This is a genomic window from Pseudomonas sp. MHK4 (assembly GCF_054600775.1).
In genome coordinates, this window is record NZ_BAAIAK010000002.1 from 221604 (window position 1) to 245275 (window position 23672).

The window sequence follows — 23672 nt, forward strand, 5'->3', positions numbered from 1 at the left end:
TTTACAATAGGACCTTTTTCAAGCTATCCGCAATGCGAAGGATATCTTCCTGAGTCAAATCCTGGTGTGTTGGCAAGTTAATGCCACGGCCGGACCATAGATCTGCAATTGGGTAAATGCCTTCTTCTTTGTAAGGTGGCAGTACGTGCATTGGGTAGAACACCGGCCGCGTTTCGATGCCCATATCGTCCAGCATCTTCATTACGGTATCGCGCTTATTCTCGTCTCCGTCGCGCAAGAAAATGTTGTACATCCAGAATACTTGCTTCGCCCAGCTGGCTTGAGTTGGAAGTACGATCTTGTCTTGCAGGTCGTGAAGTGCCTCATTGTACCAGACGGCGAGTCGGTTGCGCTCAGCCAGGGCAGTGTCGATGTTTTCCATTTGAGCCAAGCCAATAGCGGCCTGGATATTCGTCATTCGGTAGTTGTAACCGACCACCGGGAACCAATAGCGACGATGCGGGTCCATTCCTTGTCCACGTAGCAGTCGAAGCTTTGCTGCCAGCTCATCGTCATTGGTGGTGACCATCCCACCCTCACCAGTGGTGATAATCTTGTTACCGAAGAAGCTAAAGGTGGCACATGTGCCCAAGGTGCCGACTTTCTTGCCATTTACTTCGGCGCCGTGTGCTTCTGCAGCATCCTCGACAACCCAGAGCCCGTGCTTGTGAGCGATTTCGTTAACCTGGTCCATTTGGGCCGGGTGACCATACAAATGAACAGGAATAATGCCCTTGGTTTTGTTTGTTATTTTACTTTCGATTTCTAGTGGGTCGATGTTCATGGTCTCGGTGCAGACGTCGACTAGAACAGGGATTGCGCCGCAATAACGTACAGCGTTTGCCGTGGCGATATAGGTAACGGTCGGAATGATGACTTCATCCCCGGGTTGCAAATCCAGAGCTACCAGTGCGAGATGGAGTGCAGTCGTACCATTATTCGTCGCTATTGCATGTTTGACGTCACAGAATTTGGCAAAGCTCTCTTCAAATGCACCGATGTATTTTCCGTTTGATGAGATCCAATTGGTGTCAAGGCAGTCGAGTACATACTTGCGTTCGTTTCCAGCCAGTTTTGGTTGTGCGACAGAAATACGTGTCATGCCTTCGTCCTTCAAGTGTTAATAGTTTTGGCTGGAACGCCAACGACTGTGGTCTTCGAGTTGACATTCGAAATAACCACACTTCCTGCACCAATCATCACGAATTCACCAACGCAAATTGTTGGAATGATTTTGGTACCGATACCCACAAATGACTCTTTACCGATCTCTACATTGCCTGCAAGGGCTGCTTGTGGGGCGATATGAACAGCACGTCCGATTTTACAGTCGTGGTCAATCGTCGCTCCAGTATTAATAATGCACAAGTCACCAATTGAGGCTTCGGCGTTCACAATGGCGCCAGCCATTACGGCCACACCTTTGCCTATCTTGGCGGACGGGGAAATAACGGCACTTGGACTGAGTGCATTGACTAACTCGAAGCCCAGGTCAATGGCCGCCTGAGCCAGTCGACTTCTCAACGCGTTGGAGCCAAGGGCCACGAACACCTTCCAATACCCTTCCTTCCTCAGTGTTTCAAGGTGATCATCGGATTTAAGTACTGGGACGCCCACGCAAGTGTCTGAGCTGTCGGAGGAGCCGATGCAAAAAGCGACTACGTCGCCTTGTGCCCTTAGCAGCTCAATGCAAACTTTAGCATGACCGCCAGCGCCTAGAACAATGATTTCATTCTTCATGCTTTGGTTCCACTAGATTGGGCGTTTTTTGCCTTAGCGAAAAACAGGTTTACTGATTCCGAAGCTTTGAGTTTCTCAAAGCTGTAAGCCTCAAGTTCACCGGAATTGGCATCGATGATTTGGTAGTCGAAACCCAGTTTTCTGAATTTTTCAAGCCAATCTTCAATGGTATGGCCTGCTCGTTCCAGATGAGAAAGGCCTAGCTCTACGATTAGTTTGATTTGCGGATTGCTATTCAGCAGTCGTGCGGCTCCATCAATAACGTCCAGTTCTGCGCCTTCTGCATCAATTTTCAGAAGGTGAATCGTAAGATCTGGATCTATGATTTCATCCAGTGAGGTCAAGTCGACTTGCACGGGCGGTTTTGCAAGGGCTGTCGGGGTGTCAAGTTCAAATAGAGAGTGGTGGCCACTTGTTGCTCCCATATTAAGTAACTGCGAACCTGACTTGTTCGATACGGCCACTTGATGGGTTTCAGCGATATTCGAAAATCCATTGATCCACATCGTTTTGTCGATCAAGGCTTTCGTGGGGCCAAACGGTTCGAAGCCAATTATCTTGCCGGAACCCTGCATGGCCCGAGCAGCCGCGAGCATGTGCATGCCTATGTTGGCACCCACGTCGATATAGCTATCACCAGGCCTCAGTATCTTTTGGATAAGCTTACGCGTGCCGGGTTCTAGCTCCCCGGCCTCGAGCAGAATCGAGATCAATGCATGATCGCTTGCTGAGCAAAGAACAAAACCGATTTCGCTCCTGATCATTATTTCATCGGGGCCACAATTCACGGCGATGCGTCGGGCAGAGGCGTAAGTGTATTCTTCGATTCGTTTGATTTGCTGAAGCAGATCCGTGGGTGCGTCTAGCTGAGCACCAAGGAGTTCTTCTATTCTTTTGATTTGATGAAGAAGATCCACGGGTGCGTCTAGCTGAGCACCAATGAGTTCTTCAATTTTTTTGAATTGCTTAAGCAGATCCACGGGGGCTTCTAGCTGAGCACCAATGTGTTCTTCAATTCTTTTGATCTGCTGAAGCAGATCGGCGGGTGCTTCTCGCTGCGCACCGATGAGTTCTTCAATTCTTTTGATTTGTTGAAGTAGATCGGCGGGTACTTCTAGCTGGGCACCGATGAGTCCTTCAATTCTTTTGATTTGTTGAAGTAGATCCCCGGGCGCTCCTAGCTGAGCACTGGTGAGTTCTTCAATTCTTTTCATTTGCTGAAGCAAATCTCCGGGCGTTCCTAGTTGAGCACTGGTGAGTTCTTCAATTCTTTTGATTTGCTGAAGCAGATCCCCGGGCGCTCCTAGCTGAGCACTTGCGAGTTCTTCAATTCTTTTCATTTGCTGAAGCAGATCAACAGGTACTTCTTGCTGAGTGCGTGAGATTTGATCTAATTGCTGTGCAGTCAGTCGCTGGGTCGCTGCAATTGAGGCAATCCGGTGTTCCAGCGCTTCGAATTGTGAGAGTAGCGCTTGAGTGCTTGCTTGTTGTTGCTGGGCAAAGTTGATGGATACATCGTTAAAACCAGCAAGAAAATATTGGCGAGTACGAAAGGCGATTGGCTTGACCAGCGGCTTCAAGCACTTATAAACGTGTTTTGCAATAAATCGCATTGTTCGTTTAGTTCCGGCCTTGATTCTGGTGCGGTGCGCACGGGGCTTCTCGGTGACGAGTTGAGGGTTCTCAACGACGGTTTGAGGCTCTACGGGTAGATCCGCGGAGTGGTCCTCTTTCGGCAAAATGCCGCTGGCACTTTGCATTCTTTTGGAGGCAGATGAAAGTACGGTGCCGACATCGATGCTTTCGCGTTTTATCGTCTTCATCAGTGCTTAGGCTCCAAAATAGGCGGCAGTAACTGTTTCCACATCGCCGTCCATCTTTATCTTTCCGTGTTCCAGCCATAGCACTCGATTGCAAGTGTGCATGACCAGTTCACGGGAGTGGCTGGCAATGACCAGAATATTGGTCGACTTCACAAGCTCATTCATTCTTTCTTCGGCTTTTTGCTTGAAGCCTTCATCGCCTACCGATAGCCATTCATCCATTAGCAGGATTTCTGGCCTCACGGTGGTAGATACGGCGAACGCCAGGCGCAAGTGCATGCCGGTGGAGTAAGTGCGCAAAGGCATGTCCACGAAATCACCCAACTCCGAAAACTCGATAATTTCATCGAGTTTTTCAGCTATTTCGGCCTTGGTCATTCCCAGGAGGCCGCCACGCAGAAAGATGTTTTCCCTGCCTGTCGCTTCCGGGTCGATGCCCAGGGAGATGTCGATGAGCGATCCTATTTCACCATTGATTCGAGCGGTGCCCGAAGAGGGTGCGTAAACGCTGCTCAGCAAGCGCAACAGGGTGCTTTTACCAGCGCCGTTATGTCCGAGCAGACCGACACGATCACCTTTGTTGAATGTGAATGTCAGGTCTTCCAGGGCTCGGACGACTACACGACCTTGCTGGTCAGAGCCCAGTTGTCCGCCTGTTGCGACCTGGATCAGTCGTTTCTTCAGAGAACGGCCGTTGGCGTTGTAGATCGGAAAGTCCACGCAAACATTTTTGAATTCAATAGAGGACATTAATATTTCTTCTTAGAGCCAGTAAGCAATACGGCGCTTGTATCGGCCATAGACTGCGAGTGCGATGAGCCATCCAACGGCGGCCATGCCGAGCGAAACCCACCAGTTGCTGTCGGTTGGCATCTCCCCTATAAGCGGCGAGCGTACCACGGAAATTAGATGATAGGCCGGGTTCAGGTCTAGCAGATAAAGACCTGCACGTTCTGGCAGCAAGCTTGGCATCCACATGATTGGTGTAAGATAGAAAACAACCTGCAAAAGGCTGGCGATAATCTGTGGAAGATCGCGATAACGTGCGCACAAGACGGCTAGCAGCAATGCGATCCATGCCAAATTTATCAGTACGAGGACCAAACCGGGGAGGCTGGCTAGCGCAATCCACGTCAGCGGTTTTCCGACGGCGAGCAGCACCAGCGGGAAGATCACGATGTTGTGACCCAGAATCAACATGTTTCGCCAAATCAAGCGCAGTATGTGGGTGAATAAGGGAATCGGCAGTTGCTTGATGATCCCTTCGGCAGCAATGAAGCCGGAGCATCCATCAATTATGACGGTTGAGATGAAGCTCCAGATAATCATGCCAACCGCCAGGAAAGGTAGGAACTCCTGGATGGGTGATTTGAATATCTGCCCAAAAACGACACCGATGGTGCCGATCATCACGCCCATGCTGATGGTCAGCCAGAACGGCCCCAGTGCAGACCTTCTATAACGCTGACGAACGTCTTGCCAGCCAAGCATTCCTACCAAAGCGTATCGCCTTGTCGCGGCGATGATGTCTGACAGGGCGATACTTACCGAATCATTGCGCATTAAAAACACCAGTTTATAAAAAACATGCCATTTTAGGTGGGAGGCAAGGGCGTGTCACCCTTTCTAGTTTTTTCTTTGCAGCTTTCAGTCGGTTGCTCGCAGCATAGTCTGATTCGCCTTCGGCAGCTGATTCACTATTCGTCCCCGGCGTCCGGCTGTAGTGGGCCACCTGAACCCCGACACAACGGTTTTTTTCGGCTTGAGCCTGTTCCGTCCCACTGTTGAATCGGTATCGCTGCGCGTCATGCGCGTCACTTTTGCGTTCCGGCACAATGTGGGTCTCTCGGGCATAGACTATTGCGGGACTTGCCATTCTGTTGGACATGCGCTCGAGGACGGAGGTGCCAGCCTTGAAGGTTTGCGCGGCCTCTGTGGCGAGGCCTTTGGAAGCAGCAGCAAGAAAGCAGGAATTAATAGCAATGCCTGCCGCACGGTCATGAATAACTGGGGGGGTATAAACTTACCACCTAAGCGGAGGCCGCAAACCGCGCCACCATCAACGAGGTCGGTCCCTTCGGTCAAGTTTTATGGGGCAGCGTGATCAGAGTGGTCCGTGACGTTTCCAGGCTTGCAATCCTCTACTTCTGCTGCGAAGGCATGAATGCGCTGCTCTGCGATATGTACCTTGTGGCTGCTGGAATCAGTCAACCGGCGCGCCGGGCGACCTGCAGGATTAGGTAGCGCTATAGTCTCGATTGAGCACGAGGCCTTGCGGCCTCGAGCTTCATCAAAAAATATGGCACTACCTGTTCATCAGACACTTCTGTTTGGCGAGCATTTTCGCCTAAATGGATGTCTGGTTTCATTAGGCTACTGGAAAATGTCAGGCTTGCTATTCAACAATGATGCTCCCGTTCTCCCATCGAGCGGTTAGAACGAGGGGGGGCGTGGGGGGGGGTGGCATCTCTTCACATCGAGGTGTGGATACAACTGGAAAACGTTGGGCTACCGGATGTATGCGGTCAACCGATATAGGGGTGCATACTGTGCCGTTGATGCTCTTGCCAAGGGCGGACATTGCACTACTCAGGGCGCCTACATATAAAGTATAGACATCTCCGAGCACACCAGTAGTGTCCCGGATGACTATCGACGAGTTGTTGTTTTTTTCAGATGCAACCAATGTCTGTCTTAGAACACTTTGTTGTATTTCTCCGTATTGTCGTGTTCCGAATGCAATCGAGGTGCTGGCGGCTATAAGGACTATTACGGCAACCGAGGCAGTGCTTGGGCTTGATTTGATTGTTTTGTTTTTTCTAAAGCTGCTCAAGACTGAAAGGCACACGAGAACGAAGGCTACTGAAACAGGGTAAAGAACCCGATCGATGTCGTGAATGTGCAATGAGCTAACGTAGATTAGCGAAAACAGGGGTAATGAAATTACAAGCAAATTGATAAATGCGAAAGTGGATGCTTTGGATTTTAATGTTGGCAGATGAATTATTGCATCTCTACTCAAATATAGAGCTATAGATAAAAATAATGGCAGGAGGAGCGAGTTTCCGAATGCGGTAATAAATGCTGACTTGATATGGGTGAAAAGTCCTACGATGGTAAGCAGTCTGGCGCCGTCGCCTGCCAGTGTCGCTTCATAGCCGTCACTGCCAATTTTGCTGGAAATAAATAAACAGTACGCGCCATACAGGGCAAATCCTACTCCAAGCGTAACCCAAAGGCGCAATGCATTGATGATTTTCTTTCGGAGATCAGGCAGTAGTGAATTATCGCTGTTGCACCACATAAACGAAAATAGCGGTATTGCGAGCAAGCATAAAACCAAGCCCTGATACATTGATAACAGTAGCAATACGGAGGTGGCGCAGCCGATAGCCATCTTGATGGACCATCTGTGAGATAACCGGATTGCAAAGCCCAGGGCCGCAAAAAAAAGAACAGCAGCTAGTTGTGCCGGACCATAACGTCCAAGCCAGACGCCTGGCCATAATACAAGCGCTGCAGCGAGCGTTGAAATAATCCAGCGCTCATACCCAATTAAAAGTGGAGATACGGCCCAGCGGGTGACGAAATAGCGCGCCACCAATATTACGGCGGTGCCCGCAGCTACCCCGAAAGTTTGCCCGTGACCCATAATCCACTGAAGGGCAAAAGCCGTGAAATGCAGTGGTCGCATCGCAGTGGAAGGGAGAAATTCCGTGAGAAGGCCGAGTCCACGGTTGTTGAAGGCTACGAACATGTCCCACTCTTCAACCAAAGGTCTAACGGACCAGAAAGTTAGAGCTGATAAGATGAGTATCGTGAAAGCTTCAAGTGCTATCAGAAGGCGACAGTTAATGTCTCTCGATTGCGCTGGGATCAGGTTTATTTGTTCGGGTATGTTGGTCATGTTTTTAGTTTAATTATTCGTTTATTGAGGGCGTTGAACCTGAGGCCGGAAAAATATCGTGGTGATATTTATTTGTAATGCAGAAGGTTTCAGCAGTCTTCCGTTGATTTCGCCTGCCTACCTTACCTTACAATGATTTTCTTCGCTGCGGTAATCGGGGGGGAAGGAGGATTTCTGTGCGTGTACTTTCCACTGGTGCGAGTGGGCGGATTGTTTAGGCATGCTGCGAAACCTCCTGAAGCGAGCTCGCGAACATGCTCGCCCAGTCAATGGGCCAGGAATGAGTGTGGGTTTGTTACCTCTTGTGTTCCATGGATTATCGGTTCGTCAGTTTCAAGCAGCACCCCTGCAGGAAAGCGCGGTGCAGAGCCAATGATTATTCGGTTGACCTGATGGCGCTGCATCCCAAGCCACGGTTGGAAGATCTGCGCAGCATCTCGACCTACAAAAAGGCTCGTTGCGCGTCCGAGCAGCAGCGCGCTGCGCTGGGTGGCTTGCTCCCGCGGGTCTCGGCCATCTGACCAGGCGCTATTTCGGCGCGTTGGCGGCCGATGACGAACTAGCGTTGGTCAGGGCTAAACGCCGGGCGACGAAAAAGATCCGTCGCTATATTTTATGGCGTTCATCTTGATGTTGAGGTCGAGGGGCGCCATTCTAATCTGTATGATGACGGGTCGCGTGGTCTCGCTGCGCTGTTCAACACCGTGCTACGCGGAATGAAATTGGTCTGGCATGCCTTAACGGCGTCGAAAATGGAGTTAAGAAGCTCGAATGAAAGCAATTGTCACTGGTATTACAGGTCAAGACGGCGCCTACCTGGCGGAACTGCTGCTGGAGAAGGGGTACACCGTATACGGTACTTACCGTCGTACCAGCTCTGTCAATTTCTGGCGTATCGAGGAATTGGGCATTCAGTCCAACCCTAATCTGCATTTGGTTGAGTATGACCTGACTGACCTGTCGGCCAGCATCCGTCTGCTTCAAACCACAGAAGCTACCGAGGTCTATAACCTTGCAGCGCAGAGCTTCGTAGGGGTTTCGTTCGAGCAGCCGCTCACTACCGCGGAAATCACCGGTCTGGGTGCGGTAAACCTGCTTGAAGCCATTCGTATCGTTAATCCGAAGGTTCGTTTCTACCAGGCATCTACCTCCGAGATGTTCGGCAAGGTGCAAGCTATCCCGCAGATCGAAAGCACGCCTTTCTACCCGCGCAGCCCTTATGGCGTGGCCAAGCTCTACGCTCACTGGATGACCATCAACTATCGTGAGTCATACGGGATTTTCGCTACCAGCGGCATCTTGTTCAACCACGAGTCTCCGCTGCGTGGCCGTGAGTTCGTAACTCGCAAAATCACCGACTCCGTAGCCAAGATCAAACTGGGTCTGATGGACAAGATGGAGTTGGGCAACCTGGACGCCAAGCGCGATTGGGGTTTTGCCAAGGAGTACGTGGAAGGTATGTGGCGCATGCTGCAGGCCGATGAGCCGGATACTTTCGTGTTGGCGACCAATCGCACCGAAACTGTTCGCGACTTCGTTTCCATGGCATTCAAGGCAGTGGGTATCACCATTTCCTGGGCCGGTACTGCGGAAGACGAGCAGGGCACTGATGCAGCAACTGGCAAGGTGCTGGTCACGATCAACCCGAAATTCTACCGCCCGACTGAAGTTGAGTTGCTGATCGGTAACCCGGCCAAAGCCAAGGAAGTTCTCGGTTGGGAGCCAAAAACTACCCTGGAAGAGCTGTGCCGCATGATGGTTGATGCTGACCTGCGTCGTAATGAACAAGGATTCTCGTTCTGATGATCGATGCTGGCAAACGTGCGCTGATTACGGGTATTCAAGGCTTCACCGGTCGTTACATGACTGCTGAACTTCGAGCTCATGGCTACGAGGTTTTCGGATTGGGCAGTCAGCCCTCCGAAGAGCAAAATTATCATCAGGTAGACTTGGCCGATGGCCCGGGTTTGCGTGCGTTGCTGGCAAAGATTCAGCCTGACGTTGTGGTGCATCTCGCAGCATTGGCGTTTGTTGGGCATGGCGCAGCGGATGCGTTCTATCAGGTAAACCTGATTGGCACGTGTAATTTGCTGGAAGCCATCGCAGCCAGTGGCAAGACGCCGGATTGCGTATTGATTGCCAGTAGCGCCAACGTCTATGGCAACGCATCGGGGGGCTTGTTGTCGGAGACCACCCCTCCGGCGCCAGCCAACGATTATGCGGTCAGCAAGTTGGCCATGGAGTACATGGTCAACCTCTGGCACGACCGTCTACCGATCGTCATCACTCGTCCTTTCAACTACACAGGTGTTGGTCAGGCCGAAAACTTCCTGTTGCCAAAAATAGTTTCTCATTTCCGCCACAAGGCGCAGAGGATCGAACTGGGCAACCTGGATGTCTGGCGCGACTTCAGTGATGTTCGTGCGTTAGTGGCTGCTTATCGGGGATTGATTGAAGCGAGGCCGCTTGGTCAGACGATCAATGTCAGTTCGGGGTATACCCATTCGCTGCGTGAGGTCATCGAGTTGTGCAAAGGGTTTACCGGGCACAATATCGAGGTCGAGGTGAATCCTGCCTTTGTACGTGCCAATGAGGTAACGACCCTGTGCGGAGATAACTCCAGATTGCTGGCGCTAGTACCTGGCTGGGCAACGCCATCCTTGGGCGAAACCCTGAACTGGATGCTGACGGCTGATTAAATGAAGTTAATTCTCTCTGTTGAACCGGTTCGCTTCCCGCTAACCGGTATTGGTCGTTACACCTATGAATTGGCGCTGCGACTGCAGCAGAGTCCGGAAATTACCGACCTGCAGTTTTTTGCCGGTCGCCGGTTTTTACCCGCGTTGCCAACGGCTTCCGAAGCGTCAGGCAGCGGTTACGGCCTGAAACGGGCCGTGCAGAAAAACTTCCTGGCGGTCGAAGCCTATCGGCTCCTGATGCCATTGCTCAGGAAGCACGCTTTAAAAGGCCATGGTGATTTTCTTTACCATAGCCCTAACTACTATCTGCCGCCTTTTGCCGGCCGCAGTGTTGCAACCTTCCACGATTTGTCGCCCTTTACCTGGTCTCACTGCCATGCGCCGCAGCTTGTGCGCTATTTGCAGAAAGAGCTTAAAACCACTTTGGAGCGGGCAGATGCGCTGATCACTGACTCCGAGTACACGCGCAAAGAGTTAGCTGATTACTTTTCCTGGCCTATCGAGCGTATCCATACGGTACCGCTCGCCAGTTCTGCAGAGTTTCATCCTCGTAACACGGAAGAACTCACTAGCACGCTTTCGCGTCATGGTCTCAAGGTGGGTGGTTATAGCCTGTTTGTCGGGACAATCGAGCCTCGCAAGAACATCGAGACGCTGCTTGATGCGTACTCCCGGCTTCCGCTCGATGTGCGCAAGCGCTGGCCGTTGGTGCTGACCGGTTATCATGGATGGCGCAACGAGAACATTCACCAGCGTCTGGAAAGTGCAAAACGCGAGGGCTGGGCTTATTACCTGGGTTTTGTACCCAGTGAAGATCTCCCGTTGTTGTTCGCCGGGGCTCGTCTATTTACCTTTCCATCGCTTTATGAAGGGTTTGGATTGCCGGTACTTGAAGCGATGAGCTCAGGTGTCCCGGTGATCTGCTCAAACAGCTCTTCGTTACCGGAAGTCGCCGGTGAAGCCGCATTGATGTGCGACGCCCAGGACACGGAAACACTGACCGAGCTCATTCAGCGAGGTCTGGAAGATGAGATGTGGCGTGCCAGTGCCGTCGAGCAAGGCTTGCTGCATGCGGCCAGATTTTCATGGGAGCGCTGTGCAATGGAAACACTTGAGGTTTACCAGAAGGTGATCAAGGGGAAATGATCAAGGTACTGCACTTCTTCAAGACGTACTATCCGGAGACCATGGGTGGAATTGAGCAAGTCATTTTTCAGATTGCCGAGGGCGGGATCCATCACGGGTTTGAATCTGAAGTGCTTTATCTCAGTGAGCGAGGTGCGGCGCGCAATGAAAGGGTAGGGCACCATTTAACTCATCGCTCCAAACTCGATTTGCATATCGCCTCCACCGGTTTCTCGCTATCGGCGTTCAAGGATTTTGCCGAGCTGGCGAAAAAGGCAGACATTGTTCACTACCACTTCCCATGGCCTTACATGGACCTGGTGCACTTTGTCAGTCGAATCAACAAGCCAGCTGTCGTCAGTTATCACTCGGATATCGTCAAGCAAAAAACGCTTCTCAAGCTTTATCAACCGTTGATGAATCGCTTCTTGTCCAGTGTTGACTGCATCGTTGCTTCTTCGCCCAACTATGCTCAAAGTAGTCCGGTATTAACGCGTTTCAAAGACAAGGTTCGTGTCGTGCCTTATGGGTTGGACCGTAAAACCTACCCTACGCCTTCGGCCGAGAAACTAGCATTGTGGCGTGCGCGCCTGGGAGAGCGTTTTTTCCTGTTCGTCGGTGCGTTGCGTTACTACAAGGGGCTGGACTACCTGCTAGAGGCCGCCAAAACGACTCAACTCCCCGTCGTCATTCTGGGAGGAGGAGGGCTCGAGGCTGAGCTCAAGGCCAAGGCCAAGCAATTGGGCCTGTCCAATGTGCATTTCCTGGGTGGGTTGCCTGACGAAGACAAGGCTGCTCTTCTGCAGCTGTGCTACGCGTTCGTTTTTCCTTCACACCTGCGCTCTGAGTCTTTCGGGATTTCTTTGCTTGAAGGGGCGATGTACGGCAAGCCGATGATTTCCTGTGAAATTGGTTCCGGTACCACTTACATCAACATCGCAGGGGAGACCGGTTTGGTCGTGCCTCCCCGTGATGCTGTCGCGCTGGCCGCGGCAATGACCCTGCTCTGGAATCAACCGGATGTGGCGGCAGCGATGGGAGAGGCAGCGCAGCGGCGTTTCGAAACGGTGTTCTCTTCTGATTCGATGGCAAAATCCTATGCCGAGATTTATCGCTCACTGCTTTGAAAGATTGCGGCACATTGCCCGGGCATTGAAGTTTATTTGTATTCCAAGGGCCATTCATGAGATCTAGGGCATTTCTGGTTACCGGCGGCAGCGGATTTCTGGGGCGGGCGTTGATCAATCGATTGGTGCAGATCCCTGGATGTTCTGTCATGGCGCCTCTGCGGACGCCGCCCGCCACGCTGCCCGTGGGTGTGCGTTCGCTGCGGTTGGGCAACCTCGATGGCACAAACGATTGGACGACTGCCCTGACAAACGTCGATGTAGTTGTCCATGCGGCTGCTCGGGTTCACGTCATGAATGAAGTGGCTTTGGACCCGTTGGCGGCGTTTCGTGAAGTCAATGTCGAGGCTACTCTGAACCTTGCCCGTCAGGCTGCGGCGTGCGGAGTGAAGCGTTTTATCTTCATCAGTTCCATCAAGGTCAATGGGGAAGGCACTCAGCCTGGCGCCGTATACCGGGCAGATGATGTACCAGCCCCCATTGACCCTTACGGCATCTCCAAGCTTGAGGCAGAGAAAGGGTTGATGGAGCTCGCCGCAACCACGGGGATGGAGGTGGTCATCATCCGTCCCGTATTGGTCTATGGCCCCGGCGTCAAAGCCAACTTTCTCAGTATGATGCGTTGGTTGTATCGTGGCGTTCCGTTACCTTTTGGCGCGGTTGACAATCGGCGTAGCCTGGTTGCCGTAGACAATCTGGTGGACTTGATCCTCACCTGTTCCGATCATCCGGCGGCCGCCAATCAAGTATTCCTGGTCAGCGACGGTGAAGACGTCTCGACCACGCAACTGTTGCACAAGTTAGCGACCGCCTTGGGCAAGCCAGCCAGATTGTTGCCCGTACCGGCGCGACTCATGAGTGGTATTGCCACGTTACTTGGCAAGCGAGCACTGGCTGACCGTGTTCTTGGGTCCTTGAAAGTTGATATCAGCAAAAACCGCCAACTATTGGGCTGGATACCTCCGGTCACACTCGATCAAGCTTTGGCCCTGACGGCGCAACATTTTCTGGACTCCCATCAATCATGAGTTATGGCTGGTTTATCCCTGTCATTGTCGCTGTGTCTTTTTCCCTGACTTGGGCTCTGCGTCGTTATGCCCTGGCGCGAAGCCTGATGGATATCCCCAATGCGCGCAGCTCCCACTCGATACCCACGCCTCGGGGTGGAGGAGTGGCAATTGTCCTGGCCTTTACCTTGGCGCTGTTCATACTTTGGTTTGCAAAGTTGATGACCTTCCCGGCGTTTCTCGGCATTACTGGCGCCGGTGCCCTGATTGCCGTTATCGGATTCATGGACGACCACGGACACATCGCCGCCCGTTGGCGCTTGTTGGGGCATTTCGCTGCATCTATCTGGTTGCTGTTCTGGCTCGGTGGCTTGCCCGTTGTCGAGTTATTCGGGTATGCATTTGACCTTGGATGGTTGGGTCATGTACTAGCGGTGTTTTATCTGGTGTGGCTGCTCAATCTTTACAACTTCATGGACGGTATCGACGGAATTGCCAGTGTCGAGGCGATTTGTGTTTGTCTCGGGGCTTGTCTGTTGTACTGGGTGAGTGATGCGGCGCACTTGATCTGGGCTCCGTTATTGCTGGCAATCGCCGTAGCCGGTTTCCTGGTCTGGAATTTCCCCCCCGCAAAAATTTTCATGGGGGACGCCGGGAGTGGTTTTCTGGGGATTGTCCTTGGGGGGCTCTCACTCCAGGCAGCGTGGGTCTCGGCAGACTTGCTGTGGGGCTGGCTGATCCTGCTGGGCGTGTTCATTGTCGATGCAACGTTCACTCTTTTTCGCCGCTTGCTTCGTGGCGACAAGGTCTATGAAGCGCATCGCAGTCACGCCTATCAGTTCGCCTCTCGTCGGTTTGGCAGCCATTTGATGGTTACAGCGGTCGTGGGGGCGATCAATTTGCTTTGGTTGTTGCCTATTGCAGTAGGCATTACACATTTTGGCCTGAACGCAGGGGTGGGATTGATTCTGGCCTATGCTCCATTAATTGCGCTGGCCATCAAGTTTCACGCGGGTGAACTTGAAACCCCACCGGTGAAACCCTGAGTGACAGTTCGATCATTTCGATTCTGAAGTGGATAAGATGGCCTACAAGGCCACTACGGTGATAGGGCAGTTGAGGGGAGAAGGCAGTGGTGTTTGAAGACTTCATGGATAAGGTCAGGGCAGGCCTCGTAGGGCTTCCCAGGCGCCGCAAGCGACTGATACAGGTCACCACAGACATTATTCTGGTCTGGGGGGCTCTGTGGTTGGCTTTCCTCGTGCGGCTGGGTATCGACGATATGTACAACCCTTTCAGGGTTCATTTATGGTTGTTTGTCAGTGCCCCTCTCGTCGCCATACCTCTATTCATCAGGTTCGGCATGTACCGCGCAGTCATGCGCTACTTCGGCAATGACGCGCTCATTGCCATAATCAAGGCAGTCAGTCTTTCCTCGTTGATCCTGGCGCTCGTGGTCTATTGGTACAGCAATCACCAGACAGTGGTGCCACGATCCATCGTCTTCAACTACTGGTGGTTAAGCCTCGTTATCATTGGAGGGCTACGTCTGTGCATGCGCCATTACTTCATGGGCGACTGGTTCGCGGGCGCGCAGCATGTACCTTTTACAAGTCGCGATGACGGCCTCACCAAGGTCGCGATCTACGGTGCGGGAGTGGCTGGCAATCAGCTGGTTGCGGCGCTTCGCATGGGGCGGGTCATGCGGCCCGTGGCGTTTATCGATGACGATCAAAGCATCGCGGATCGGGTGATTGCCGGTCTGCAGGTCTACAAACCCAAGCATATACAGCAGATGATCAGTGAGACGGGTGCTCAGGAGATTCTTCTGGCGCTGCCATCATCGACCCGTGCACGACGTCGGGAGATTCTGACTTTCCTGGAACGCTTCCCGCTGCATATTCGCAGTGTTCCAAATTTTAGCGACCTGGCCAGTGGCCGGGTGAAGGTCGAAGACATTCAGGAAGTCGATATCGCTGACTTGCTGGGACGCGATTCGGTGCCTGCACAACCGGACTTGCTCGAGCACTGCATCAAAGGCAAGACAGTCATGGTGACAGGAGCTGGGGGATCGATCGGTTCGGAGCTGTGTCGGCAGATCTTCTCGCTGGCCCCGACCACGCTTTTATTGTTTGATCACAGCGAATTCAACCTCTATAGCATTCTCACGGAACTGGAGCAGCGTGGATCCCGGCAGACGTTCCCAATCCGACTGTTGCCGATACTCGGCTCCATACGTCATCAGGACAAGCTGGTGGATGTGATGAAGACCTGGGATGTAGACACGGTCTACCACGCCGCGGCCTATAAGCACGTGCCCATGGTCGAGCACAATATTGCAGAAGGTGTGTTGAACAACGTCATCGGTACGCTCAACACCGCTCAGGCCGCGTTGCAGGCAGGTGTTTCCAACTTTGTACTGATCTCCACCGACAAAGCGGTACGTCCCACGAATGTGATGGGCAGTACCAAGCGTCTGGCCGAATTGATGCTGCAAGCCTTGAGTCATGAGATTGCGCCGGTGCTGTTCGGCGACAAGGCCAATGTGTCCAGAGTCAACAAGACGCGCTTTACCATGGTTCGCTTCGGGAATGTGCTGGGGTCTTCAGGTTCGGTGATTCCGCTGTTTTATAAGCAGATCAAGTCTGGCGGACCATTGACGGTCACTCACCCGAAAATCACTCGTTATTTCATGACCATTCCGGAGGCCGCGCAACTGGTGATCCAGGCGGGCTCCATGGGGCAGGGCGGGGATGTGTTCGTGCTCGATATGGGCGAGCCGGTGAAGATTGTCGAGTTGGCAGAGAAGATGATTCATTTGTCCGGTTTGAGTGTCCGCTCGGAGAGAAATCTCCAGGGCGATATCTCGATCGAATTTACCGGACTGCGCCCCGGCGAGAAGCTTTATGAAGAGCTGCTGATTGGCGACAACGTAAGTGCCACCCAGCACCCGATGATCATGAGCGCCAATGAAGATCACCTGCCCTGGGAAGTACTCAAGGATAAACTGTCGGAACTGCTCAGCGCCGTTGAAAAGGATGATTACACACGAGTACGCCAGCTACTGCGTGACACGGTCAGCGGCTACACCCCTGACGGCGATATTGTCGACTGGATTTACCAGCAGCGTCGCTTGGAGCCCTGAATGTTTCGCATAGTGTTTAGCGCATCACGCTTTTAATGCCAAACATTGAAAGCCCCACCTGAGATTTTCCGGTGGGGCTTGTGCAGCACTTGCTATTACTTCAGCTCAAACCTTCAAAAGACTTCGGCATTGGCGAGCAAGACACCAAGCTGGTCCTTTCCAGACAGGATAGGCTCGCCGTCATATCCCCAGTCGATGCCAATCTCAGGGTCGTTCCACATGATGCACCGCTCGCAAGATGGCGTGTAGACATCGGTCGTCTTGTAGAGGAATTCAGCCGTATCGCTCAAGGTGACAAAACCGTGGGCAAATCCAGGTGGAATCCACAGTTGGCGCTTGTTGTCGGCAGAAAGAATTTCACCTACCCATTGGCCAAATGTAGGGGAGTTACGGCGGATATCCACCGCCACATCGAAGACTTCGCCTTGAACGACTCGTACCAGCTTGCCTTGTGCGTGCGGGGGCAGTTGGTAGTGCAGTCCGCGCAGAACACCTTTCACCGACTTGGAATGATTGTCCTGCACAAAGTTGGGCTTGAGATCCGTGGCCTCGTAAAAGGCACCCGCGCTAAAACTCTCATAGAAGAATCCGCGCTCATCCCCAAACACCTTGGGAGTAATCAATACGACTTCAGGAATCGCCAGTTGAACGCCTTGCATCAATACACCTTGTCCTTCAGCAGGTTTTGCAGGTACTTGCCGTAACCATTTTTAGCCAATGGTTGCGCCAGGCGCAGTAAATGTTCCGCATCGATCCAGCCTGCCCGGAAACTGATTTCTTCAGGGCAGGCCACTTTCAAGCCTTGGCGCCTTTCAAGGGTTGCAATGTAGTGGCTGGCCTCAAGCAAGCTGTCATGGGTGCCGGTGTCAAGCCATGCATAGCCACGGCCCATGATTTCCACATGCAGGTTCTGTTGATCAAGATACAGGGAGTTGAGGTCTGTGATTTCCAGCTCGCCCCGAGGTGACGGTCGCAGCTCTTTAGCCAGATCAACTACTTGATTGTCGTAGAAATACAGGCCGGTCACCGCATAGCTGGATTTCGGTACGAGAGGTTTTTCTTCCAGCGACAGTACACGGCCAGCCGAATCAAACTCCGCAACGCCATAACGCTCAGGGTCCTGCACATGGTAGGCGAACACCGTCGCGCCCGTATCACGTTGCATGGCACTGTCGAGCAGCGGTTGGAAATCGTGACCGTAGAAAATGTTGTCGCCCAGAACCAGTGCCGATTGATCGTTGCCAATAAAATCGGCGCCTATTACAAAGGCCTGTGCCAAACCATCTGGGCTCGCCTGCACGGCATAGGAAAGATTGATGCCCCATTGGCTACCGTCGCCCAGCAGCTGTTCAAAGCGAGGGGTATCCTGGGGAGTAGAAATAATCAAAATGTCGCGGATACCTGACAGCATTAATGTGCTGAGCGGGTAGTAAATCATCGGCTTGTCGTAAACCGGCAAAAGTTGCTTGGATATCGACAAAGTCGCGGGGTGCAGTCGAGTTCCCGATCCACCCGCCAGAATTATTCCCTTACGTGCCATGTTGCCTCCTAGTTGATTATTTCATTCAGCATGCGCGTGACGCCGATTTGCCAATGGGGCAGTCTCAGGCCAAAAGTCGACTCCAGCCGATTGCAATCAAGGCGTGAGTTCCGTGGTCGTGTTGCGGGCAGTGGGTACGCCTCGGTCATGATTGCGCCGATGTGGGCGGCGCTGACCTTGAGAGGAATGCCTGCCTTTTCGGCATGCTCCAGCACATGGCGCGCGAATCCGCACCATGAGGTTTCGCCCTTCGCCGTCAGGTGATAGATCCCTGCCAGGGCGTAACTGTCGTTTGACATCAGCAAGCGAATGGCATGTGCTGTCACGTCGGCAATCAAGTCTGCGCCGGTCGGCGCTCCGATCTGATCGTCGACGACGTTCAGTTGTTCGCGTTCCTGCGCCAGTCGAAGCATGGTCTTCGCGAAGTTGTTACCACGCTCTGCGTAGACCCAACTGGTCCTGAACACGACGCTTTTGGCGCCCGAAGCCATAATAGCTGCTTCACCCGCAAGCTTGCTGCTACCGTAGACGGACAACGGCCCTACATCGGTGGTTTCATCTTTGGGCTGGTCACCGCTGCCATCAAATACATAGTCAGTGGAGTAGTGAACCAGCCAGGCACCAAGAGCCACAGCCTCCCTCGCGAGGACACCGGCGGCCTCGGCGTTTATACGAAAGGCGATCTCTGGCTCGCTTTCGGCCTTGTCCACGGCGGTGTAAGCCGCTGCGTTGACAATCACCTGGGGCGCTACTCGTCGAACAGTCGCTGCCAGACCTTCGAGGTCTGCCAAGTCACCGCATAATCCATTCTCACCCTGGCGATCGAGCGCAATCACCTCGCCCAAAGGGGCGAGGGCGCGTTGGAGCTCCCAGCCCACTTGACCATTTTTGCCCAGTATCAAGATCTTCATGCGTGTTCGGTCTTGTATTGCAGTTTTTCCCATTCCCGATAACTGCCGTCGAGCACGCCGTTCACCCAAGGCTGATTCGCCAGGTACCATTGCACTGTCTTGCGGATACCCGTCTCGAATGTCTCGGCGGGCAACCAGCCCAGCTCACGCTCGATCTTGCGCGCGTCAATGGCATAGCGACGGTCATGGCCGGGGCGATCAGTGACGTGGGTGATCAATTCTACATAACGTTCAACCGGGGCACCGGTCAACGCATGGTGAACACCGCGCCCTGCTGCCGGGGCCAACTCGTCCAGCAAATTGCAGACGGTGTGCACGATGTCGATGTTGGCCTTCTCGTTCCAGCCGCCGACGTTGTAAACCTCTCCTGGAGTCCCTGCTTCAAGAACTCGACGAATGGCTGCACAGTGGTCTTCAACAAAGAGCCAATCACGGATCTGTTGCCCATCACCGTAAACAGGCAGCGCCTTGCCGGCGAGTGCGTTGACAATCATCAACGGGATCAACTTTTCCGGAAAGTGGAAAGGACCGTAATTGTTGGAGCAATTGGTGGTCAGCACCGGCATGCCGTAGGTGTGGTGATACGACCGCACCAGGTGATCGCTTGCAGCCTTGCTGGCCGAATAGGGGCTGTTAGGCGCATACGGGGTTGTTTCGCTAAATGCGGGATCGTCCGCACCTAATGTTCCGTAGACCTCATCGGTGGAGACGTGAAGAAAACGGAAGGCGCTTTTGGCTTCAGCGTCCAGACCCGACCAATAAGCCCGTGCGGCCTCCAGCAAGCGGAACGTACCGTTCACGTTGGTTTCGACGAATGCCTCCGGCCCGTGAATGGAGCGGTCCACATGGGACTCAGCTGCAAAATGGACCACTGCGCGGGGCGCGTACTCGGAGAACAAGCGTGCTAGGAGCTCGGCGTCCAGGATATTGCCATGGACAAATGTATGCTGTGGCGAATTCTCTAACGACTGTAGGTTCGCCAAATTACCGGCATAGGTCAGTGCGTCCAGATTCAAGATAGGCTCGCTGCTATGTGCACACCATTGCTGAGCGAAATTGGAGCCGATAAACCCGGCTCCGCCTGTGATTAAGATCATCCGTAATATCTCTTGGCGGTTAAAGTCTGAAATGCCCGCTTATTATTACAGATATAGAGGTGATTTGTAAAAAAAACATACTGGATGCAGGTTGCGAGCTATGAAATTAATATAACCTTTTTAAGGGTGGAGCTTAGGTTGTCTGTTGAAAACGAAATGGATGAATGCCATTGCTAGGCAATATTTTTCAGAGATGATTTTTAATGCCTGTCGCTCCAGTGAGGGCCGTAGTCGTGCTGAGCTATCAGTGGGATTGAGAACTGATGTCGAAGTTTTGCGGATATTGGGCGGTGTAAATATTTTTAAATATGTTCGAATTTTTCTTCGTGTCATGATAAGTTGGAGCGGAAGATTTTCGTTAATTGCTGGTGTGGGTCAATGCGCCGGAGATCAGAATCATCGTTTTTAGTAAAGTTCTATGCGCTTAGTTTTCTAGCATTGTGGCGGGTGTTTGATGCATTTCATGGTGCTGAGGTGTCAAATTGTATTTTGGTGTTATCATGATCTCTTAATTGAATGCTGTAATCTGCGTCCTCGATACTGCTCTCCCGACTTAACTCTGGGGCACGTATTCATGATGGGCTCTGGCGAAAAAACCTAAAAAGTCTACATCAGCCCCAAGTCAGTGGTTTCTCTAAAATCTTTTGGCAACCTGTCAGTCCAAGTGCCCAATCGGCCGCATTAAGTTTGACGCTACGAGGGCCTGATTCGGTATAATTCAGGGCATGCTTCGTGGACCTGCCTTCATCCAGATGACCCGGTATGCACAAGCTGCAGTCCAAGGTCGTGAGTTTCGGAGCAAACCGCGCTGACCAGTCAGCGTTGAGTGGATCGAAAGTTGGCGGTTTTGCGTTGAATGAGTATCAAGAAAAACGGCAGTTGATGCCAACAAAGATACTGTATATTGAGGTCATTCATGCATTCCCCCGATGCGCATCCGTGACTGGGTTAGCGCACCATTGACGAACATGTCGGCGAGCAGTTGGAAAGTATGGTGATGTAGGTGCGTGTAAGTAAAGATATCAAGGTTTATTCCCGCCGTGACTGCTGTAGAATACCAGTTACCAGCAATAAACCATTGCACATGTTTAGCTCAAACCTAGTAACAATGCTTCTACCACCAATTTGAGGCTACTTAAGATTTTCTGGGAAAGCCAGTTGACTCAGAACTTGGTTGAACTCTTACAACAGGATATCACGTGTCTATAACTGTACTTGACTCAGGGCTGAACAACACAATATCTATTGATAGTAGTTCGAATGAGAAGTCTGACGCTAAAATTTCGATCAGTGGTAATAATAATATTGTAACGATAGAAAGTGGCTGTATATTCAAAGATGCATTAATACGAGTAGGTAGCAATTGCATTATCAAAATTTCCAAGAATTGCAAGATGAATAAGGTCGATATTTACTGCGTAAATTCAGCACAGATCAAGATTGGCGAAGGAGTTTCATGTACCTTTCAATCTAAAATTTATGCGCATGAGCCTGCATCAATCACCATCGGCGAAAAATGTTTGATCGCTAATAATGTGCTGATGATGGCAAGCGATATGCACACAATTTATGATATAGAGACTGGAGATCGTATTAACCAAGCAGGCGATATCATAATAGGAAACCACGTTTGGCTTGCTGCCGGGGTTAATGTAATGAAAGGTGTAACCATTGGGCAGGATTCGGTTATCGGGGCGGGATCTATCGTTACTAGTGTGATACCCAACAATTGCGTTGCGGTAGGAGCTCCCGCGCGAGTCGTTAGAACAGGGACAAACTGGCGGCCTGATCTTATTTAACTTCGGCAAGCAGACGGGATCTGTATCCCGTCATTTTCGCCGGGCAGCAAAAACAGTATGTTGCTAAACAGAAGTAGGGCCTAAGAAATAAATTTTTTCATCAAAAGTAAATAACAGAACTGCAAAATATCCTCAGCATCACAATTATTTGGAGTAAGGGCGCATCGTCAGTTCCTTGTCCAGGGAGTGGCCAGCAGTCGGAAGCAACTTGTTGAATGTAAGGTTTGTGGATCGCAGCGGGATATCAGCCAGCATTTATGCGAAGGTGGAAATCGGTCGGGTCATGCGCATAACTTCTTAATGACATTGGACGCACAAGATGTCGTTATGAATAGATAAATGAATTGTCACTCAATTCACTATCAATATAGATACTAGGCAAGTTCCCGACGTTCCCGTTTAAGTTATACCATAAGCTGAATAATAATATTTCATTTTTTTGAGGGGGATAAATGGTGTCTATTCATAGATGCTGTTAAATAGGTGTCTTGACTTTTTTTATAAATATTTCATTGTTAATAAAAGGTTTTGGAGGTGTGGCAATGAACCTTTGGTTGGTTTGAAGTATAACCAAGTCTGGTGAAAACCTCTCAACGATGCTCTTGTCAATGGAGCCTGTTGAATGCACAAACATAACCTCTCCAAATATATTGGCGGCATGGGGTAGCATAAAGTTAGCTGAGCTGCCGCCAAAGATTAAAAGTTTTTTGTTTGAGCAGGGGGCGCTGTTCTTAAAAACTTTTATGTTTCCATGATTTACAATTTTGTTATCTGTAAGTAAGGCTGCGGAGTTAGATGTGATCGTTTTAAGTCGAACTGACCTCACTGCAGGAGTGACTTTGTCCCCTAGGTCTCCTCTGATAGAAACTACGTTGTATGTTGAGTTTATATTACTCAGATGGTTTTCCTCCATGTCTAACAAGCAGCTAGATAGTGCTATGTTAGCGCCGTGGTCAGACCAGTGTGTTTCTGCCATGTCGTAACAAAGATACTTCTGATCCTTCAGCTTTGCAGCAGGCCATGTGATATGGTCACCAAAGTTCAGTATCAATTTTTCAGCGAGAGTTTCTTTTGTTCTAATATATGGATATTCTTCTTGGAGAATTTCCTCTTTGGAGGGGGCAATAAGAAAAGTGTATTTACACAGTTCGTTCAAGTATTCTGAGGTAGATAGAAAGTAATTTTTCCAATCTCGTGTCCAGCTTTCCGAAACTTTTTTCTCTCCAAGAAACTGGGGTACACTCTCATTTGTATCGTTGTCGAGAAAAATCCATCCAGTTGCACCAATTAAAGTGTCTGGTTTTTTTGGTTTGATGCTGGCGGCCCAATGCGTTTTATGATTTATTTTTACGCCAAGTTTTAAAATTTCCTGACTAAAATCAATCGATACTCTAAATCCACATTTTAGATCGGGTCTATAGCCGCCAGTTTCATTGTCGATCGGGTAGAATTTATTAACTACATCTGGTCGCGATATATTTAAAGGGAACTCAATCGTTTGATTATTTTTCTCAATAATTATTGAATCAGTCGCGTGGTTTTCGTCACCAATAACCCAGCCCTCGATTATTGTTTCACCTCGCTGTAATCTGTCAGTATCGAATTTTATCGAATCTAAAAACCATCGCAGATCAAAGTCTTTATTTTTCTCAATACTGAATGTCACACCACTCATAATCCACCTAAGCAATCAACTTATTAAAAGCATAAAATTTGCGTGCCTAACCCAATATGGCACTTTTTGCTGTAAAA

Annotated in this window: 20 protein-coding genes; 9 read left to right on the top strand and 11 right to left on the bottom strand. The window is 51.1% G+C overall.

What is annotated here, in order from left to right; all coding sequences use genetic code 11:
* Position 1 precedes the first annotated feature (1 nt).
* The 6 genes from ACYP2Q_RS05955 to ACYP2Q_RS05980 all read right to left on the bottom strand — a co-directional run bounded on the left by ACYP2Q_RS05955 (position 2) and on the right by ACYP2Q_RS05980 (position 7320).
* The gene (locus ACYP2Q_RS05955) at positions 2–1102 is read right to left on the bottom strand and encodes a DegT/DnrJ/EryC1/StrS family aminotransferase (RefSeq protein WP_459729660.1); all 1101 of its coding nucleotides are present in this window, start codon (positions 1100–1102) and stop codon (positions 2–4) included.
* Positions 1103–1113: 11 nt separating this feature from the next.
* A complete protein-coding gene (locus ACYP2Q_RS05960; protein WP_459729661.1) occupies positions 1114–1740 on the bottom strand; it encodes an acetyltransferase in 627 nt (208 codons plus the stop codon).
* Positions 1737–3563, bottom strand: a complete 1827-nt coding sequence (locus ACYP2Q_RS05965; RefSeq protein ID WP_459729662.1) for an FkbM family methyltransferase — start codon at positions 3561–3563, stop codon at positions 1737–1739. The genes ACYP2Q_RS05960 and ACYP2Q_RS05965 overlap by 4 nt, the downstream gene beginning before the upstream one ends.
* Before the next feature lie 6 nt (positions 3564–3569).
* Entirely contained in the window at positions 3570–4313 is a 744-nt protein-coding gene (locus ACYP2Q_RS05970) for an ABC transporter ATP-binding protein (protein ID WP_459729663.1), read from the bottom strand.
* A gap of 12 nt (positions 4314–4325) precedes the next feature.
* Positions 4326–5126, bottom strand: a complete 801-nt coding sequence (locus ACYP2Q_RS05975) for an ABC transporter permease (protein WP_459729664.1) — start codon at positions 5124–5126, stop codon at positions 4326–4328.
* An 832-nt stretch (positions 5127–5958) separates the two neighbouring features.
* Positions 5959–7320 carry a hypothetical protein gene (locus ACYP2Q_RS05980; protein WP_459729665.1) on the bottom strand — a complete coding sequence of 454 codons (1362 nt, stop codon included), beginning with the start codon at positions 7318–7320 and terminating at the stop codon, positions 5959–5961.
* Between the two features lie 542 nt (positions 7321–7862).
* Between ACYP2Q_RS05980 and ACYP2Q_RS05985 the strand changes: the two genes are divergently transcribed.
* The 8 genes from ACYP2Q_RS05985 to ACYP2Q_RS06020 all read left to right on the top strand — a co-directional run bounded on the left by ACYP2Q_RS05985 (position 7863) and on the right by ACYP2Q_RS06020 (position 16573).
* Positions 7863–7991: a hypothetical protein gene (locus tag ACYP2Q_RS05985; protein WP_459729666.1), complete on the top strand. Its 129-nt coding sequence runs from the start codon at positions 7863–7865 to the stop codon at positions 7989–7991.
* A 250-nt stretch (positions 7992–8241) separates the two neighbouring features.
* Complete coding sequence (gene gmd / locus ACYP2Q_RS05990; RefSeq protein ID WP_008065180.1) at positions 8242–9273, top strand: GDP-mannose 4,6-dehydratase; 1032 nt, start codon at positions 8242–8244, stop codon at positions 9271–9273.
* Positions 9273–10169: a GDP-mannose 4,6-dehydratase gene (locus ACYP2Q_RS05995; protein WP_459729667.1), complete on the top strand. Its 897-nt coding sequence runs from the start codon at positions 9273–9275 to the stop codon at positions 10167–10169. Before gmd ends, ACYP2Q_RS05995 begins: the two co-directional genes overlap by 1 nt.
* The gene (locus tag ACYP2Q_RS06000) at positions 10170–11315 is read left to right on the top strand and encodes a glycosyltransferase family 4 protein (RefSeq protein WP_459729668.1); all 1146 of its coding nucleotides are present in this window, start codon (positions 10170–10172) and stop codon (positions 11313–11315) included.
* Positions 11312–12421 carry a glycosyltransferase family 4 protein gene (locus ACYP2Q_RS06005; RefSeq protein WP_459729669.1) on the top strand — a complete coding sequence of 370 codons (1110 nt, stop codon included), beginning with the start codon at positions 11312–11314 and terminating at the stop codon, positions 12419–12421. Before ACYP2Q_RS06000 ends, ACYP2Q_RS06005 begins: the two co-directional genes overlap by 4 nt.
* A 56-nt stretch (positions 12422–12477) precedes the next feature.
* Positions 12478–13449 (top strand): UDP-glucose 4-epimerase family protein, encoded by a 972-nt coding sequence (locus ACYP2Q_RS06010; RefSeq protein ID WP_459729670.1) that lies wholly within the window; start codon positions 12478–12480, stop codon positions 13447–13449.
* Positions 13446–14474: an MraY family glycosyltransferase gene (locus ACYP2Q_RS06015; protein WP_459729671.1), complete on the top strand. Its 1029-nt coding sequence runs from the start codon at positions 13446–13448 to the stop codon at positions 14472–14474. The genes ACYP2Q_RS06010 and ACYP2Q_RS06015 overlap by 4 nt, the downstream gene beginning before the upstream one ends.
* 104 nt (positions 14475–14578) lie before the next feature.
* Positions 14579–16573, top strand: coding sequence for a polysaccharide biosynthesis protein (locus tag ACYP2Q_RS06020; RefSeq protein ID WP_459730081.1), 1995 nt, complete (start codon positions 14579–14581; stop codon positions 16571–16573).
* Between the two features lie 113 nt (positions 16574–16686).
* Here ACYP2Q_RS06020 and rfbC read toward each other — a convergent pair whose 3' ends face one another.
* Genes rfbC through rfbB form a run of 4 tightly spaced genes read right to left on the bottom strand, consistent with a single transcriptional unit; the run spans position 16687 to position 20121 of the window.
* Positions 16687–17232, bottom strand: coding sequence for a dTDP-4-dehydrorhamnose 3,5-epimerase (rfbC, locus tag ACYP2Q_RS06025; RefSeq protein ID WP_459729672.1), 546 nt, complete (start codon positions 17230–17232; stop codon positions 16687–16689).
* Complete coding sequence (gene rfbA, locus ACYP2Q_RS06030) at positions 17232–18113, bottom strand: glucose-1-phosphate thymidylyltransferase RfbA (RefSeq protein WP_459729673.1); 882 nt, start codon at positions 18111–18113, stop codon at positions 17232–17234. Before rfbA ends, rfbC begins: the two co-directional genes overlap by 1 nt.
* A gap of 8 nt (positions 18114–18121) precedes the next feature.
* Positions 18122–19024 carry a dTDP-4-dehydrorhamnose reductase gene (gene rfbD / locus ACYP2Q_RS06035; RefSeq protein ID WP_459729674.1) on the bottom strand — a complete coding sequence of 301 codons (903 nt, stop codon included), beginning with the start codon at positions 19022–19024 and terminating at the stop codon, positions 18122–18124.
* Positions 19021–20121: a dTDP-glucose 4,6-dehydratase gene (rfbB, locus tag ACYP2Q_RS06040; protein WP_459729675.1), complete on the bottom strand. Its 1101-nt coding sequence runs from the start codon at positions 20119–20121 to the stop codon at positions 19021–19023. Before rfbB ends, rfbD begins: the two co-directional genes overlap by 4 nt.
* Positions 20122–21515: 1394 nt before the next feature.
* Between rfbB and ACYP2Q_RS06045 the strand changes: the two genes are divergently transcribed.
* On the top strand, positions 21516–21920 hold the full coding sequence (locus ACYP2Q_RS06045) for an acyltransferase (protein ID WP_459729676.1): 405 nt from the start codon (positions 21516–21518) through the stop codon (positions 21918–21920).
* 475 nt (positions 21921–22395) lie between these two features.
* Here ACYP2Q_RS06045 and ACYP2Q_RS06050 read toward each other — a convergent pair whose 3' ends face one another.
* Complete coding sequence (locus ACYP2Q_RS06050) at positions 22396–23595, bottom strand: hypothetical protein (RefSeq protein ID WP_459729677.1); 1200 nt, start codon at positions 23593–23595, stop codon at positions 22396–22398.
* Positions 23596–23672: the final 77 nt, after the last annotated feature.

Bases quoted from the DNA above. Each gene is read 5' to 3' on its own strand.
- ACYP2Q_RS05955 (WP_459729660.1), bottom strand. From the start codon at position 1,102: ATGACACGTATTTCTGTCGCACAACCAAAACTGGCTGGAAACGAACGC.
- ACYP2Q_RS05960 (WP_459729661.1), bottom strand. From the start codon at position 1,740: ATGAAGAATGAAATCATTGTTCTAGGCGCTGGCGGTCATGCTAAAGTT.
- ACYP2Q_RS05965 (WP_459729662.1), bottom strand. From the start codon at position 3,563: ATGAAGACGATAAAACGCGAAAGCATCGATGTCGGCACCGTACTTTCA.
- ACYP2Q_RS05970 (WP_459729663.1), bottom strand. From the start codon at position 4,313: ATGTCCTCTATTGAATTCAAAAATGTTTGCGTGGACTTTCCGATCTAC.
- ACYP2Q_RS05975 (WP_459729664.1), bottom strand. From the start codon at position 5,126: ATGCGCAATGATTCGGTAAGTATCGCCCTGTCAGACATCATCGCCGCG.
- ACYP2Q_RS05980 (WP_459729665.1), bottom strand. From the start codon at position 7,320: ATGTTCGTAGCCTTCAACAACCGTGGACTCGGCCTTCTCACGGAATTT.
- ACYP2Q_RS05985 (WP_459729666.1), top strand. From the start codon at position 7,863: ATGGCGCTGCATCCCAAGCCACGGTTGGAAGATCTGCGCAGCATCTCG.
- gmd (WP_008065180.1), top strand. From the start codon at position 8,242: ATGAAAGCAATTGTCACTGGTATTACAGGTCAAGACGGCGCCTACCTG.
- ACYP2Q_RS05995 (WP_459729667.1), top strand. From the start codon at position 9,273: ATGATCGATGCTGGCAAACGTGCGCTGATTACGGGTATTCAAGGCTTC.
- ACYP2Q_RS06000 (WP_459729668.1), top strand. From the start codon at position 10,170: ATGAAGTTAATTCTCTCTGTTGAACCGGTTCGCTTCCCGCTAACCGGT.
- ACYP2Q_RS06005 (WP_459729669.1), top strand. From the start codon at position 11,312: ATGATCAAGGTACTGCACTTCTTCAAGACGTACTATCCGGAGACCATG.
- ACYP2Q_RS06010 (WP_459729670.1), top strand. From the start codon at position 12,478: ATGAGATCTAGGGCATTTCTGGTTACCGGCGGCAGCGGATTTCTGGGG.
- ACYP2Q_RS06015 (WP_459729671.1), top strand. From the start codon at position 13,446: ATGAGTTATGGCTGGTTTATCCCTGTCATTGTCGCTGTGTCTTTTTCC.
- ACYP2Q_RS06020 (WP_459730081.1), top strand. From the start codon at position 14,579: ATGGATAAGGTCAGGGCAGGCCTCGTAGGGCTTCCCAGGCGCCGCAAG.
- rfbC (WP_459729672.1), bottom strand. From the start codon at position 17,232: ATGCAAGGCGTTCAACTGGCGATTCCTGAAGTCGTATTGATTACTCCC.
- rfbA (WP_459729673.1), bottom strand. From the start codon at position 18,113: ATGGCACGTAAGGGAATAATTCTGGCGGGTGGATCGGGAACTCGACTG.
- rfbD (WP_459729674.1), bottom strand. From the start codon at position 19,024: ATGAAGATCTTGATACTGGGCAAAAATGGTCAAGTGGGCTGGGAGCTC.
- rfbB (WP_459729675.1), bottom strand. From the start codon at position 20,121: ATGATCTTAATCACAGGCGGAGCCGGGTTTATCGGCTCCAATTTCGCT.
- ACYP2Q_RS06045 (WP_459729676.1), top strand. From the start codon at position 21,516: ATGAATAAGGTCGATATTTACTGCGTAAATTCAGCACAGATCAAGATT.
- ACYP2Q_RS06050 (WP_459729677.1), bottom strand. From the start codon at position 23,595: ATGAGTGGTGTGACATTCAGTATTGAGAAAAATAAAGACTTTGATCTG.